The sequence below is a fragment of the Erythrobacter westpacificensis genome (genome assembly GCF_039542285.1).
In the GTDB taxonomy this organism is placed as follows: Bacteria; Pseudomonadota; Alphaproteobacteria; order Sphingomonadales; family Sphingomonadaceae; genus Alteraurantiacibacter; species Alteraurantiacibacter westpacificensis.
The window spans coordinates 1-14910 of the sequence record NZ_BAABHV010000004.1; the positions used below are offsets into that span (position 1 = coordinate 1).

11 protein-coding genes and 1 pseudogene are annotated in these 14910 nt (G+C 60.4%); 8 read left to right on the forward strand and 4 right to left on the reverse strand.

What is annotated here, in order from left to right; genetic code table 11:
- The 7 genes from ABFX23_RS02135 to ABFX23_RS02165 form a co-directional block, all read left to right on the forward strand.
- Positions 1-1542, forward strand: a 1542-nt coding sequence (locus tag ABFX23_RS02135; RefSeq protein WP_346031490.1) for a methylmalonyl-CoA mutase family protein, incomplete at its 5' end; no start/stop codon positions are given.
- A 2-nt stretch (positions 1543-1544) separates the two neighbouring features.
- Positions 1545-3554, forward strand: coding sequence for an acetyl-CoA carboxylase biotin carboxylase subunit (locus ABFX23_RS02140; protein WP_346031491.1), 2010 nt, complete (start codon positions 1545-1547; stop codon positions 3552-3554).
- A gap of 17 nt (positions 3555-3571) precedes the next feature.
- Positions 3572-4318: an electron transfer flavoprotein subunit beta/FixA family protein gene (locus ABFX23_RS02145; RefSeq protein WP_346031492.1), complete on the forward strand. Its 747-nt coding sequence runs from the start codon at positions 3572-3574 to the stop codon at positions 4316-4318.
- Complete coding sequence (locus ABFX23_RS02150) at positions 4318-5235, forward strand: electron transfer flavoprotein subunit alpha/FixB family protein (protein ID WP_346031493.1); 918 nt, start codon at positions 4318-4320, stop codon at positions 5233-5235. Before ABFX23_RS02145 ends, ABFX23_RS02150 begins: the two co-directional genes overlap by 1 nt.
- Before the next feature lie 33 nt (positions 5236-5268).
- Complete coding sequence (locus ABFX23_RS02155; protein ID WP_346031494.1) at positions 5269-6381, forward strand: S-(hydroxymethyl)glutathione dehydrogenase/class III alcohol dehydrogenase; 1113 nt, start codon at positions 5269-5271, stop codon at positions 6379-6381.
- 130 nt (positions 6382-6511) lie between these two features.
- On the forward strand, positions 6512-7519 hold the full coding sequence (locus tag ABFX23_RS02160; RefSeq protein WP_346031495.1) for a patatin-like phospholipase family protein: 1008 nt from the start codon (positions 6512-6514) through the stop codon (positions 7517-7519).
- Between the two features lie 269 nt (positions 7520-7788).
- Positions 7789-9102 carry a tyrosine-type recombinase/integrase gene (locus ABFX23_RS02165; RefSeq protein ID WP_346031496.1) on the forward strand — a complete coding sequence of 438 codons (1314 nt, stop codon included), beginning with the start codon at positions 7789-7791 and terminating at the stop codon, positions 9100-9102.
- On the opposite strand, the gene ABFX23_RS02170 is transcribed toward ABFX23_RS02165, so the two are convergent.
- The 4 genes and pseudogenes from ABFX23_RS02170 to ABFX23_RS02185 all read right to left on the reverse strand — a co-directional run.
- The gene (locus ABFX23_RS02170) at positions 9099-9956 is read right to left on the reverse strand and encodes a helix-turn-helix transcriptional regulator (RefSeq protein ID WP_346031497.1); all 858 of its coding nucleotides are present in this window, start codon (positions 9954-9956) and stop codon (positions 9099-9101) included. The genes ABFX23_RS02165 and ABFX23_RS02170 overlap by 4 nt on opposite strands.
- Positions 9957-10080: 124 nt before the next feature.
- The gene (locus ABFX23_RS02175; protein WP_346031498.1) at positions 10081-10650 is read right to left on the reverse strand and encodes a hypothetical protein; all 570 of its coding nucleotides are present in this window, start codon (positions 10648-10650) and stop codon (positions 10081-10083) included.
- The gene (locus ABFX23_RS02180) at positions 10650-11687 is read right to left on the reverse strand and encodes a hypothetical protein (protein ID WP_346031499.1); all 1038 of its coding nucleotides are present in this window, start codon (positions 11685-11687) and stop codon (positions 10650-10652) included. The genes ABFX23_RS02175 and ABFX23_RS02180 overlap by 1 nt, the downstream gene beginning before the upstream one ends.
- A gap of 801 nt (positions 11688-12488) precedes the next feature.
- A pseudogene (locus ABFX23_RS02185) lies at positions 12489-12638 on the reverse strand (transposase); the annotation flags it as partial.
- A gap of 169 nt (positions 12639-12807) precedes the next feature.
- Between ABFX23_RS02185 and ABFX23_RS02190 the strand changes: the two are divergent.
- Positions 12808-14901: a catalase gene (locus tag ABFX23_RS02190; protein ID WP_346031500.1), complete on the forward strand. Its 2094-nt coding sequence runs from the start codon at positions 12808-12810 to the stop codon at positions 14899-14901.
- Positions 14902-14910: the final 9 nt, after the last annotated feature.

Consider the following 14910-nt stretch of genomic DNA (forward strand, 5'->3'; position numbering starts at 1 on the left):
CGGATCGTATCGGACATTATCGCCTACACCAGCCAGAACATGCCGCGCTTCAACTCGATCTCGATCAGCGGGTACCACATGCACGAGGCGGGTGCGACGGCGGTGCAGGAGCTCGCCTTCACCATTGCCGATGGCAAGGAATATGCGAAGCGCGCGATGGAAACCGGCCTCGATATCGATGTCTTCGCGCCGCGCCTGTCGTTCTTCTGGGGCATCGGCCTGAACTTCTTCATGGAAATCGCCAAGATGCGCGCCGCGCGCCTGCTGTGGCACGAGGTGATGACCGAGCTTGGCGCGAAGAACGAAAAGTCCAAGATGCTGCGCACGCACTGCCAGACTTCCGGCGTCTCGTTGCAGGAGCAGGACCCCTACAACAACGTGATCCGCACGACGCTGGAGGCGCTGTCCGCCGTGCTCGGCGGTACGCAGTCGCTGCACACCAATGCGCTGGACGAAGCCATCGCGCTGCCGACCGACTTCTCCGCCCGGATCGCGCGCAACACGCAGCTGGTGATCCAGGAGGAGACGGGCATCTGCAACGTCGCCGATCCGCTGGGCGGCAGTTACTATATCGAGGCGCTGACCAAACAGATCGCCGACAAGGCCCGCGAACTGCTGGCCGAAGTCGACGAGGCTGGCGGCATGACCGCCTACGTCGCCAGCGGCGCGCCCAAGGCGGCGATCGAATCCGCCGCTGCGGAGAAGCAGGCCAAGGTCGACAAAGGCGAGACGGTGATCGTCGGCGTCAACAAGTACCGCAAGGCCGAGGAAGACCCGATCGACACGCTGGATATCGACAACCACAAGGTCCGCGCATCGCAGGTTGCCCGCATCGAGAAGGTGCGCCAGAGCCGCGACGAAGCAGCCTGCAAGACAGCGCTCGAAGCGTTGGCCGATGGTGCGCGGAGCGATGCCAACCTGTTGGCGCTGGCCGTGGAAGCCGCCCGCGCCGATGCGACGCTGGGCGAGATCTCCGCCGCTTTGGAGAAGGCCTTCGGTCGCTACGACACCATCCCGACACCGGTGAAGGGCATCTATTCCAGCGCCTACGAAGGCGACGCACGTTACGCGCAGGTGGTGGAAGGGGTGGAGGCCGTGGCCCGCCGCCTTGATCACAAGCCCCGCATCCTCGTCGCCAAGATGGGGCAGGACGGCCACGATCGCGGGGCGAACGTGATTGCCTCGGCCTTTGCCGACATGGGGTTCGACGTGATCTCCGGTCCGCTCTTCCAGACGCCCGAGGAAACCGCGAAGATGGCCTTGGAGCACAAGGTCGATGCCGTGGGCGCATCGTCGCTTGCGGCAGGTCACAAGACGCTGATCCCCGAATTGATCGAGCACCTTAAGGACGCAGGCCGCGCTGACATCAAGGTCGTGGCAGGCGGCGTGATACCGCAGACCGACTACGACTTCCTGAAAGAGGCCGGGGTGCAAGGCATCTACGGCCCAGGCACCAACGTGGTGGAAGCAGCCGCAGACCTGCTGCGCCTGCTCGGCCACAACATGCCGCCTGCGGGCGAAGAAATAGAGGCGGCGGAGTAATCATGTTCAAGAAAATCCTCATCGCCAATCGCGGCGAGATCGCGTGCCGGGTTATCAAGACGGCCAAGGCCATGGGTATCCAGACCGTGGCGGTCTATTCCGATGCCGATGCGCGCGCGCTCTTCGTGCAGATGGCGGACGAGGCCGTGCACATCGGCCCGCCGCCTGCCAACGAGAGCTACCTGCTGGCCGAGAAGATCATCGCTGCCTGCAAGCAAACCGGGGCCGAGGCTGTGCATCCCGGCTATGGCTTCCTCTCAGAGCGTGCCAGCTTCGTCGAGGCGCTGGAGGCGGAGGGCATCGCTTTCATCGGTCCGCCTGCCAGCGCGATTGCGGCGATGGGCGACAAGATCGAATCCAAGAAGCTCGCCAAGGAAGCAGGCGTTAACACCGTGCCCGGCTCCGAGGATGCCATCGACACCACCGAGGAGGCGCTGAAAGTCTCGAACGCAATCGGCTATCCCGTAATGATGAAGGCCAGCGCGGGCGGCGGCGGCAAGGGGATGCGGCTTGCCTACTCCGAAAAGGACGTGCGCGAAGGGTTCGAGGCGACCAAGCGAGAAGGCCTCAATTCCTTCGGCGATGACCGGGTGTTCATCGAGAAATTCATCGAAGACCCGCGCCATATCGAAATTCAGGTGCTGGGCGACAAGCACGGCACCGTCCTCTACCTCAACGAGCGAGAATGCTCCATCCAGCGCCGCCACCAGAAGGTGGTCGAGGAAGCGCCTTCGCCCTTCGTCACGCCCGAGATGCGGCGCAAGATGGGCGAGCAGGCCGTCGCCTTGTCGCAAGCTGTCGGATACCATTCTGCGGGCACCGTGGAACTGATCGTCAGCGGCGCGGACACCACGGGCGAGAGCTTCTACTTCCTCGAAATGAACACCCGCCTGCAAGTGGAACATCCGGTCACGGAGGCAATCACTGGCGTCGACCTTGTCGAACAGATGATCCGCGTGGCTGCTGGCGAAAAGCTGGAAATGACGCAGGACGATGTGAAGATCGACGGCTGGGCCATCGAAAATCGCATCTACGCCGAAGACCCCTATCGCGGCTTCCTGCCCAGCACCGGGCGGCTGGTGCGCTATGCCACGCCGGTCGAACCTTGGGCGGGCGACCTGCGCGGTGTTGACGGCGTGCGGTTCGATTCAGGCGTGGCCGAGGGCGGCGAGGTGTCGATCTACTATGATCCGATGATCGCCAAGCTGGTGACCTGGGGCAAGACGCGCGATGAAGCAGCGGACAAGCAGATCGCTGCGCTCGATACCATCGAGCTCGAAGGGCTGGGCCACAATATCGATTTCCTCTCGGCCCTGATGCAGCATCCGCGCTTTCGCAGCGGCGAATTGACCACGGGCTTCATCGCGGAAGAATACCCGGAAGGCTTCGAGGGCGCGGCGACGATCGAGGAACGCCTGCGCGTGATCGCGGCAATCGGTGCGGGGATAGAGTTCACTCACCAGGCCCGCCAGCGGCAGATCAGCGGGCAACTGGATGGGCGGCCGCCTGTCACGCCCGCGTGGATCGCGCGCGTCGATGGCGTCGATCACACGGTTACGCTGGGCGATGGTCATGCGATAGTCGACGGGCACGAGGTCCAGGGGCACTGCGACTGGATGCCTGGGCAGCGCACGGCCACCGCCACGCAGCCCGACGGCCCCACGCTCGGCCTCAAGATCACGCGCCAGCGACCGAACTGGGCTATCAACACGCATGGCCGCACTTACATCGTGCGCGCCCTTCCCGCGCGCCTGGCCGAGCACGCCAGCCACATGATCGAGAAGGAGCCGCCGGACACGTCGAAGATGCTGCTGTGTCCCATGCCCGGCATGCTGGTGAAACTGCACGTGGGCGAGGGCGAGCAGGTCGAAACCGGCCAGCCGCTTGCTACGGTGGAGGCCATGAAGATGGAAAACATCTTGCGCGCAGAGAAAAGCGGCACAGTCGCCAGCATCAACGCCGAGGAAGGCGAAACGCTGGTGGTCGACGCGGTGATCCTCGAACTGGAATAGAGAGGGAAATACCTGCCATGAAAATTCTCGTGCCCGTGAAGCGGGTGATTGATTACAACGTGAAGCCGCGCGTGAAGAGCGACGGTTCCGGCGTCGATCTTGCGAACGTCAAGATGAGCATGAACCCGTTCGACGAGATCGCGGTGGAAGAGGCCCTGCGGTTGAAGGAAGCGGGCAAGGCCGAGGAAGTGATCGCGGTCTCCATCGGCCCGGCCAAGGCACAGGAAACGCTGCGCACGGCGCTCGCCATGGGTGCGGACCGCGCGATCCTGGTCGAGACCGACGAACAGGTCGAACCGCTCGCCGTCGCCAAGATCCTGAAGGCCATCGCGGCAGAGGAAGAGCCGGGCATCGTGATGCTGGGCAAGCAGGCGATCGACGACGACAGCAACCAGACAGGGCAGATGCTCGCCGCGCTGATGGAGCGCCCTCAGGGCACTTTCGCCAGCAAGGTTGAGATCGACGGCGATGCCGTGTCGGTCACCCGCGAAGTGGACGGCGGCCTCGAGACGGTGAAGCTGACGCTTCCCGCCATCGTTACCACCGACCTTCGCCTGAACGAGCCGCGCTATGCCTCGCTGCCCAACATCATGAAGGCCAAGAAGAAGCCATTGGATACCAAGACGCCTGCCGATTACGGCGTCGACGTGGCCCCGCGCCTCACCACCACCAAGGTCTCCGAGCCGCCGGTCCGCCAGGCTGGCGAGATCGTTGAAGACGTGGACGCGCTGGTCGCGAAGCTCAAAGCCCTGGGAGTTGCCTGATGACGACGCTCGTATTTGCTGAACCCCACGGCGACGCTGTCGCCGATGCCACCCTCGCCACCGTCACCGCCGCTGCCGCGCTTGGCGGCCCGGTGCACGTTCTCACCACCGCCGCTGGCGATGCGCATGCTGCCATTGCCGGTGTCGAGAAGGTGCTGGTGGCGGACGATGCCGCCTATGCCAACGGTCTTGCCGAGAACCTCGCCCCGCTGATTGCTGGGCTGATGGACGGCTATGACGCCGTGCTGGCCCCAGCCACGACCACGGGCAAGAACGTGCTGCCGCGCGTCGCTGCCCTGCTCGACGTAATGCAGGTGTCGGACATCATCAGCGTGGAAGGCCCAAAGACCTTCACGCGCCCGATCTATGCCGGCAACGCCATTGCCACGGTCGAGAGTAGCGATCCCAAGCTGGCGATCACCGTGCGCACCACCGCCTTCGACAAGGCCGAAGCCACCGGTGGCAGCGCCAGCACCGAAGCTGTAAGCGGTTCCGGCGATGCGGGTATCTCGCAGTTCGTGAAGCTGGACGCGGTGAAGAGCGAACGCCCCGAACTCACCAGCGCCGGCATCGTCGTATCGGGCGGCCGCGCGCTGAAGGACGGCGAGACGTTCGAGCAGTATATCACCCCGCTGGCAGACAAGCTGGGCGCCGCCATCGGCGCCAGCCGTGCTGCGGTGGACGCAGGCTACGTGCCCAACGATTACCAGGTCGGCCAGACCGGCAAGATCGTGGCACCCGAAGTCTACATCGCCATCGGCATCTCGGGCGCGATCCAGCACCTTGCAGGGATGAAGGACTCCAAGGTCATCGTGGCCATCAACAAGGACCCCGACGCTCCCATCTTCCAGGTGGCGGACATCGGCCTGGTCGCAGACCTGTTCAACGCCGTGCCGGAACTTACCGAGAAGCTCTGATAAAGAAAATAGTTAATAGGAAGGATCCCGATTATGAAAACCCGCGCTGCCGTCGCATTCGAAGCCAAGAAGCCGCTCGAGATCGTCGAGCTTGACCTCGAAGGCCCGAAGGAGGGCGAGGTGCTGGTCGAGATCATGGCAACCGGCATCTGCCACACCGATGCCTACACGCTGGACGGGCACGATTCGGAAGGCATCTTCCCCTCGGTGCTGGGCCACGAAGGCGCAGGGATCGTGCGCGAGGTCGGCCCCGGCGTCACCAGTGTGAAGCCGGACGATCACGTGATCCCGCTCTACACGCCGGAATGCCGCCAGTGTAAGTCGTGCCTGTCGGGCAAGACCAACCTGTGCACCGCGATCCGCGCAACGCAGGGCAAGGGTCTGATGCCGGACGGCACCAGCCGTTTCAGCTATAAAGGTGAAACGATCTACCACTACATGGGTTGTTCGACGTTCTCGAACTTCACCGTGCTGCCGGAAATCGCCGTTGCCAAGATTCGCGAGGACGCGCCGTTCCAGACCAGCTGTTACATCGGCTGTGGCGTGACCACCGGTGTCGGCGCAGTCACAAACACCGCAAAAGTCCAGGTTGGTGACAACGTGGTGGTGTTCGGCCTCGGCGGTATCGGCCTCAACGTGATCCAGGGTGCCCGCCTTGCCGGCGCCAACCAGATCATAGGCGTCGACATCAACCCCGACCGCGAGGAGTGGGGCAGGAAGTTCGGCATGACCGACTTCCTCAACACACGGGGCATGAGCCGAGAGGACATCGTGGCCAAGATCGTCGAGATGACCGACGGCGGCGCTGACTACACCTTCGATGCCACAGGCAATACCGAAGTGATGCGCACTGCGCTGGAAGCCTGTCACCGCGGCTGGGGCACCAGCATCATCATCGGCGTGGCCGAGGCGGGCAAGGAAATTGCCACCCGTCCGTTCCAGCTGGTGACTGGCCGCAACTGGCGCGGCACGGCATTCGGCGGGGCCAAGGGCCGGACTGACGTCCCCAAGATCGTCGACATGTACATGACCGGCAAGATTGAGATCGACCCGATGATCACCCATGTCATGGGCCTTGAAGAGATCAACACCGCGTTCGACCTGATGCAGGAAGGCAAGTCGATCCGCTCGGTCGTTGTGTTCTGATCGCCCTCTCAGCCGCACGGAAAAAGTAGTCTATTCAGCCTCCTCAAGAATCTCTCCGGGCGATCATTAATTTGATCACTGAAACTGTGAGCTTGATCGTTTTGAGTGTCGTCAAGCGAAAGGAATTCCGATGACCAAACCTGTCAGCTTGGCGCTTCAGGGCGGAGGTTCGCACGGTGCATACACGTGGGGAGTTCTTGAGGTCCTGCTAGAAAGCGGCCTTTTTGAGATCAAGGCTGCGAGTGGCACCAGTGCTGGTGCACTTAATGCTGCCGCACTGGTGCAGGGATTGGAAGAAAATCCCGACTGTCCTGATGCACAGATGGCTTATCTTTGGAGCGAAATTGGGAGACGTTCTCCTCTCGTCCCCTTCGATCTCGGCATGATGGCGGACACTCAAGCTTTTCAACCTTGGCTCGCAACGCTGCGATTAGTAGGACAATTTGCGTCCCCTTATCTGGCAAGCCTAAATTCAGGCGAACTGCTTGAAGCCATTATCCGTAGTTCGATTGATTTTGAGGCCCTAGAAAAGAGCAAGGTGCGTCTTTTTGTCTGTGCGACTGACGTCGCGAACGGCCGTGCCCGAATTTTTCAAGACCTAGAAATTGACACTCGGTCTCTCTTGGCATCAGCTTGTTTGCCGGATCTTTTTCCTGCGGTTAAAATTGAGGGACGGTTTTATTGGGATGGTGGTTACAGTAGTAACCCGCCAATAAGGCCGCTGATAAATGATGCCGATGCCCCTAGAGATATCCTTATTATTCAAGTTACTCCTTTTGTCCGCAACGGAAACCCTTCAACGCCTTTGCAGATCATGAATCGAGCCAGTGAAATAACCTTCAATGCTTCTTTGCTAAGCGCGCTTGAAAATTTTAATAACGAATTTCTACAAAACAGGTTCTCTGACAAGAGCGCAAGTTTGGGCCAGTCGTATACTAGGTTACACATGATTCCTGCACATGGTGCCCTTTCGACCCTGCCCGCAGAAAGCAAACTAGATACTCGCCCTGTTCACCTGGAGGAACTAAGGAATTTAGGGAAAGAAGCGGCGAAACTATGGCTTGAAGCCGGTCACCACATCTTGTTCGGGAAGAATAGTTCGATAGACATCCCTAAGCTCCTCGAAACCAAATTCTAAGCTGCGCGCCACTCTGTGGGGAAAAGTGTGGGTAAGATTATTCAAGGCTGATACTAAAAGATTTAAAACCAATATCGTACACAGAGTTCTGAGAGGACTCCCGCTCCGCCACCGGCCCTTTCAGGGCCATCCAGACTCCACCAGAATTGCGCAAAAACCTTTACAATTGCGGCATTTGCGACTCCAATCCCGTCCAAGCCAATCTACCCCTAGCCAGGTTCATGTGGGGGTAAATTGGGGGTAGCGAAAACTCGGATTGGGGGTATCGGATGCTGACGGACAAGGCGGTGCGCGCAGCAGCAGCAAGGGACAAGGCCTACAAGCTCACCGATAGCCGGGGTCTCTACCTTCACGTATCGGGCAAGGGCCACAAGAGCTGGCGCTACAAATATCGCTTTGAGAAGAAGGAGCGTTTGCTCACTCTGGGCACGTACCCCGAGGTTTCTCTTGCCGAAGCCCGTGAAAAGCGTGACGAGGCGAAGAAGATTCTGCGCGAAGGGCGGGACCCTCGGCATGCGGTGAAACGCGGGCGACTCGTCGGTGAGGAGGGGGCATCGAAGACCTTCGAGGTGGTAGCCCGCGAATGGCATGGGCTTCAACTGGGCCGCTGGAAGCCGGTTCACGCCAACGATGTCATTACCAGCCTCGAACGGGACATCTTTCCAGATCTCGGATCCATGCCCTTAGCCGATATTGACAAACCGCTACTCTTGGCTGTTCTTCGCAAGGTCGAGAACCGAGGTGCTATCGAGACGGCGCGGCGTCTCAAGCAGCGTGTCGCCGCGGTCTATCGCTATGCCAATGCCAAAGGCGCGAAGCTTGAGAACCCTGCTACCGAGATCAACGATGCGCTGAAACCACTGCCGCCTGCGAAGCGCTATCCCGCCTTGCTATCTGTTCCTGCGATCCGAGACCTCATGGCAGATATCGATCGGGCAGGGGCCTCCCCGGTCAATCGCCTGGCAGCACGGGTGCTTGCTCTCACGGCGCAGCGTCCCGGCATGGTGCGGTTTATGGAATGGGCCGACATCACTGGTGTCGACTGGGCTAGTCCCGAGGCTGATAGCAGCGATGCTTTGTGGACGGTCCCTGCAGAAAAGATCAAGCAGGAGCTTCACCTGCGAAGTGATGAAGCCTTCAGCCATCCGATTCCACTATCGCGACAGGCCGTTGAAGCTCTACGGGCCGTGCGCTGGCTTACGGGGCGATCGCCGCTTGTCTTTCCCGGCGCGCGCTCGGGCCTCAAGCCTATCAGCGAGAATGCCATAGGCTATCTCTATAACCGCGAGGGCTATAAGGGTCGGCACGTACCGCATGGCTGGCGTTCCAGCTTCTCGACCATCATGAACGAACAGGCGGAGCGGGAACTCGGCAGCGATGTGCGGCTCTTGGCCGATCGCATGATCATTGACCTGATGCTCGCGCATACCCCTAAGGGAATGTCTGCAAGCGAACTTCGGTACAACCGCGCTGCCTACAAACCGCGCCGCCGCGAACTCGCTCAGCGTTGGGCCGACATGATCATGGAAGGAGCGATGCCGCCAGAGGAGATTGTCGATAGCCCCAGGCGCAAGCGACGCTAGCTTTCGCCGCGCTTTGCTGCCTGTTCGGCGATCCAGGTATGAACTTCGGTCTTCAGCCAGCGTGAACTCGCTCCAATCTTCACCCGCTCGGGGAACTGTCCCTTTTTCTCGTAGTCGTAGATTGAAGATCGGCTACGATTAATTAGCGTGCTGACTTCCTCCACGGTGAGGAATTCGGGACCGACACCGGGCGGAGTGGATGCCACATGCGCATGACCGTCTACCACCCTGTCAGCATTGCCGATCTCGCGATCAACGCTCCGCCTCGCAACAGACCTTGTCGCGCGCAATTGCGGGTCGACGATTTCTTCGATCTGGCGATTGGACAATGGTCCGAGCGGTTTGAGGCGTGCGAGCCAGCTATCGAACTCCTGGCTTTCGACGAAGATACGATGCGTCGGTTCCGCGCTTTCGTCAGCCCAATGGTCCATACTCAACGCCCCTGTTGCGAAGCGGGGCAGCGGATCATCGAGCTCCCAATACTCAGGTGCGATGGCGGTGACCTCACCACCACCTAGTGGGCGTACAAAACTGGCGAGGCGACCGATCACAAACATGCGAGACAGATGCTCGGCTTCGAGCCGGACGAGATCGCGCGCGGCGTCGTTCTCACCGTCATCCTCAGGAGCGGCGAAGATCTCCGGCAACTCGTAGGACTGAAAGCCCTGACGAGAAACGACGAGGTCGGCAAACGCCGATGTAAGCGTTCGCTTTCCACCGGACACTAGAGACGTGCGCCCCTCGTAGGGAGACCATGGGAAGATGGTTGCGGTCATCGAGGAACGGTTAGCAGGCTTTGCCCCAAGAGCAACGGAATGGCCGCATTGCGCCTCCATTTCGGCAATTGCAGCCATATCCGCTTCTTCCCGAAAGCGGCCACACGCACGAGAGGGCCCGAAGTCACCCTTCACGCGGGTGGGGTCGCAAGTTCAGCCCTTTCCGGTCAAGGGTATTTCCGGGGTAGCGAAACGAGCCTCCCTATTCGCCCCATGCCTTCGGCTTCTCGACCGGGACCCGGCGGACATTCGCTGACTTGAACTCCATCACCTTCTCGTTCGCGAGAGCGGCCTGACGGTCGCCTTCCTCCTTGTCTGCCACACCGTCTATCAGACGCTTTTGCAGGCGGACGATGTCGATGTCTCTCCACACCACGTAGCCCATCCGGGCAGAACACAGACCGAGCGCGCCACCCAGCGCCCCGGAGACGATCCGGCGAACCCAAACATTCCACGTGGCCGCCGTCTCGCTCCCGATCACCGAGAGCGACACGATAGCAACGAGCGTCACCGCGATGATGGCGATGATCCAGCCGTACTCCTTCGACAGCCGGACAATGGCGGCCGTGAGGCCCTTCCGGTCGGTAGGCTCGAGGCTCTTCCACTCAAGCGTTGGCATTCCTCGATTGAGGCGGATGAACACGGCGGCGACCATGATGGACAGCGCGACCATGAGCGGCTGGAACGCTCCGAACAGGCGCTCGAGCGGGACCGCCCAGCCGAACAATCCGGCGGCGGCGATAGTCGCAATTATGGTCAGCGCTCTGGCCATCAGGCCTTGATCTTTCCGTCCTTCACGAACCGAGAATATACCTCTTGGAGCTGGTCCGCGACGTTGTCGAACTCCAAAAGATTGCTGCCTTCATGCGGCAGATGGAAGGGCATCCGGGTACGTAGGATGGCATCGCCATCCCTGATCTGGCCGTCCTTGCCCTCGATTTGCACTTGGGCATCCGTCTCGTCCGCAAGGTCGTTCGCAATGCTCTGGAACTTCTTGCGTGATTCTTCGGTGCGGCGGCCCCGGACCTTCACATGGGCCTCGACCGCAAGATACTCTTCCGGGCCGAGGCTTTCAATCAGCGACTCAGCCTCCTTGTCACCGAAGAGCGCCCGAATCATCGGCACGGCCTGCGCCATCTGAGCGAACTTGTCCTTCACCGCGCGGGAGGTGCTAACCTCCTTGGTCTCGGTCTCATGTTCGACCGTGATAACCTGCGGCGCGGATTTCCCGCGCACCCGGAGATTGCGTATCTCGCCAATGTCCCCGGCCGTCATGGTCTTATCGAACTCCGCGTTGAGCTCGAAGCTGAGGCCCGGGTCAGCGACAGCGCCCCGGACCTTCAACAGCCAGTCGAGGTACTGGCGAACGAGGTCAGGAGTCATCGAATGCGTTTTCACGAAAAGCACATGGTCCCCGATAGCAAGCCAGTAGGCGAGACCCCGAATGAACTGTGACCCCGCCGGGGCCTCGCTTTCGTTCAGGTCATAGACCGTCGCAGTGGTGAGGTCGGAGAGCTCGATCTCCGAGGCCTCCATCTTGAGGAGCGCCTGCAGGTCCTTCTCCTGCGCCAAGCACATCTCACCGAATACGGCACTGGACAAGTCAGCGACCTTGTTCAGGAATATCTTGCGCCCGTCGCTATCACCAACATCGAATATCCGGTCATCGGGGCGTGCCCACAGCTTCGATGCGCCGTTCTCCGTGTTGAGAGCTTCGCGGCAAAGGACCTCGAGCGACTTGCCCTTGAGCAATGTCGTGTCCGCAGGCGTGAAGCGGCGATAGTGGACCATGTGATAAGCGTTGGCCATCATTCCCCCAATCAATTGGCGTGGCTTTCGAGGCTGTTATTGCCTGATGCGGAGGAAATGCCAAGTAAACAGGGCGATGGAGCATAGTATTGTCCGCCGTCCTGTCGATCAAACCGCGTAGGGGCTCGTCAATGTTTTATGTCGGCGTTCCGGCGAAGGAGGCGGGCGTGCGCGTTGACGGGGACTTGGCCGCAGCCGAACGGTTTATCACCCTCTTCGCATTGCCTGAGAAAATTGGGTAGCGAGCGTCAATTTTCGGGCCACTCTTGCGACTGGGACCGGCCCTAAAGGTACAGAGAATTATTCGCGGCGGGCTTTTGGCAGCTTCGCGCCCCAATTTCGGACATTCAACTCGACTTCTATTCGACCCGAAAGCGGACAATCTCTTAAGCCACCCATGCTTAGCGGCATTCTTCAAGGCTGCAGGCCGCGTGCGAACTACGAGAGCGCCATGATGCACAGCGCAACGCCCAGAAGGCATCTGGCGGTAAACAGATACCCATCCAGCGCGCCGTCGAAGCCGGTGAGGAACTGCGCCCCGTAGGTCGGTGCCGCAACGGCGGCGAATTTCGATATGAAGCTGGCGCACCCGCCACCGGTCGATCGAATGGAACTGGCGTAATGGTTGCTGGTGATCGAGATGCGGCATGGCCCGCCCCCACCAGCGTCGCGGAGGCGAACAGCATTGCCGCGACCTCCGTACCACTCGTGAAATAGGCGAAGGCGACCAGCAGGGTGAAGAGAATGGCGACCAGTGGTGCAGCAGCGATCCAGCCGGGTCCGCCCTTTTCAGTGAACGCCAACTTCAAGCCCGCCGAACGTCGACTTCCACTTGTAGAACGTGGCCGAGCTGATCCCGTGACGGCGACACACTTCCGCCGTCGGCATCCCAGCCTCCTGCTCCTTCAATACCGCGGTGATCTGCTCTTCGCTGAACCTGCTTCGCTTCATTGTCGTCCGACTCCCTTGCGTTGTACTCTACCAAATACCGGTCACATTTCAGGGGAGCACATTACGATCCATCAACAATGGTTTAGATCCTTAATTATTCTTCATATTCGCAACCGAATCCCGTGTTCTTCGTTGGCTTTACGAAGTCCAACCAGATCGGAGAATGCGCATGTCGGACGAACTCAACCTGACCAAGGGCGGTGCCCCCCATCAAGAACCCAAGGGTGAAGATGATATCCTGACCACCGCGCAGGGCGCGCCGGTTGCCGATAACCAGAACTGGCTCAGCGCCGGTCCGCGCGGTCCGCAACTCCTGGAAGACCATGTCGCCCGCGAGAAGATCTTTCACTTCGATCACGAACGCATTCCCGAGCGCGTCGTCCACGCTCGCGGCTATGGCATTCACGGCACTTTCGAGCTGAAGAAGGCAATTCCCGAATATTCACACGCCGCGATCTTCAATAATGTCGGTGAGAAGACCCCTACTTTCACCCGTTTCTCCACCGTGGCCGGGAACAAGGGCTCACCCGATCTGGCGCGCGATGTCCGCGGCTTCGCGACGAAGTTCTATACGAAGGAAGGCAATTGGGATCTGGTCGGCAACAACATCCCGGTGTTCTTCATCCAGGATGCGATCAAGTTCCCGGACCTGATCCACGCCGCCAAGCCCGCGCCGGATCGCGGCTTCCCCCAGGCACAGACCGCACATGACAACTTCTGGGATTTCATCAGCCTGAGCCCGGAAAGCATGCACATGGTGATGTGGATTATGTCCGATCGCACCATTCCGCGCAGCTTCCGTTTCATGGAAGGTTTCGGGGTACATACCTTCCGCCTGATCAATGCGAAGGGCGAGGCGAAATTCGTCAAGTTCCACTGGAAGCCCAAGCAGGGTCTGCAATCGGTAATCTGGAACGAGGCGCTGAAGATCAACGGTATGGACCCAGATTTCCATCGCCGTGATATGTGGGATTCGATCGAGGCGGGCGACTTCCCGCAGTGGGATCTGGGCATTCAGGTGTTCGATGAGGAATTCGCCGAGAGTTTCGAATTCGACGTGCTCGACGCGACCAAGATCATTCCCGAGGAACAGGTTCCGGTTGAAATCATCGGCACGCTCACGCTCGATGCCAATGTCGACAATTTCTTTGCGGAAACCGAGCAGGTCGCCTTCTGCACACAGAACATCATGCCCGGGATGGACTTCAGTGAGGATCCGCTGCTCCAGGGCCGCAATTTCTCCTATCTCGACACGCAGCTGAAGCGGCTGGGTGGCCCGAACTTCACGCATATCCCCATCAACGCGCCCAAGTGCCCGGTCCACAATTTCCAGCAGGATGGCCACATGGCTATGACCAACCCCAAGGGGCGGGCGAATTACGAACCTAACAGCTGGTCGGGCGATATGGACGACAACCGCGAACCGCGGGGCCCCCGCGCCAGTGCCGAGCATGGCTTCGCCAGCTACGAAGCGCCGGTTACCGGGCCCAAGGTTCGGGTGCGCAGCGAGACCTTTGCCGATCACTACAGCCAGGCGCGCCAGTTCTACATCTCGCAGACCGCGATCGAGCAGACCCATATGGGCAATGCGCTGGTGTTCGAGCTTTCCAAGGTCGAGCGGATGGACATTCGCAAGCGGATGGTAAGCCATCTGCGCCACATCGACGATGGGCTTGCCAAGGTGGTTGCCGACGGCATCGGTCTGACCGAAATGCCTGAAAAGATCACCGCCGCGCGCAAGCCGATCGACGATCTGCCCGAAAGCCCGGCGCTGTCCATCCTCAAGAACGGACCGGACAGTTTCAAGGGCCGCAAGCTGGGCATCTATATCGCCGAAGGCGGTGATACCGCAGTGGTGAAGGCGTTGAAGGACGCGGCCAAGGGCGCGGGCGCAATGGTCGAGATCATCGCCCCGCATGTGGCGGGTGCGAAACTCTCCGACGGCGAGATAATGGAAGCCGACCAGAAGATCGATGGCGGCCCCTCGGTGGTTTACGACGCCGTGGCGCTGGTGATGGGCGAGAAGGCCGCCGAGAATTTCGGCAAGGACAAGCCCAGCATCGACTTCGTCAACGACGCCTTCGCCCACGCCAAGTTCATTGCCTACGTCCCCGAGACAATGGCGCTGCTCGAAGGCGCCGGTGTGGCAAAGCGGATGGACGACGGCTTCGTCGAACTGGCCAAGCCCGATGCCGCCAAGGATTTCATCAGTCGCTGCGCAAAGCTGCGCTTCTGGGATCGCGAAGAGGTAAAGAAGGATTGAGGACAGACC

Bases quoted from the DNA above. Each gene is read 5' to 3' on its own strand.
- ABFX23_RS02145 (WP_346031492.1), top strand. From the start codon at position 3,572: ATGAAAATTCTCGTGCCCGTGAAGCGGGTGATTGATTACAACGTGAAG.
- ABFX23_RS02150 (WP_346031493.1), top strand. From the start codon at position 4,318: ATGACGACGCTCGTATTTGCTGAACCCCACGGCGACGCTGTCGCCGAT.
- ABFX23_RS02165 (WP_346031496.1), top strand. From the start codon at position 7,789: ATGCTGACGGACAAGGCGGTGCGCGCAGCAGCAGCAAGGGACAAGGCC.
- ABFX23_RS02175 (WP_346031498.1), bottom strand. From the start codon at position 10,650: ATGGCCAGAGCGCTGACCATAATTGCGACTATCGCCGCCGCCGGATTG.
- ABFX23_RS02155 (WP_346031494.1), top strand. From the start codon at position 5,269: ATGAAAACCCGCGCTGCCGTCGCATTCGAAGCCAAGAAGCCGCTCGAG.
- ABFX23_RS02140 (WP_346031491.1), top strand. From the start codon at position 1,545: ATGTTCAAGAAAATCCTCATCGCCAATCGCGGCGAGATCGCGTGCCGG.
- ABFX23_RS02160 (WP_346031495.1), top strand. From the start codon at position 6,512: ATGACCAAACCTGTCAGCTTGGCGCTTCAGGGCGGAGGTTCGCACGGT.
- ABFX23_RS02180 (WP_346031499.1), bottom strand. From the start codon at position 11,687: ATGGCCAACGCTTATCACATGGTCCACTATCGCCGCTTCACGCCTGCG.
- ABFX23_RS02190 (WP_346031500.1), top strand. From the start codon at position 12,808: ATGTCGGACGAACTCAACCTGACCAAGGGCGGTGCCCCCCATCAAGAA.
- ABFX23_RS02170 (WP_346031497.1), bottom strand. From the start codon at position 9,956: ATGGCTGCAATTGCCGAAATGGAGGCGCAATGCGGCCATTCCGTTGCT.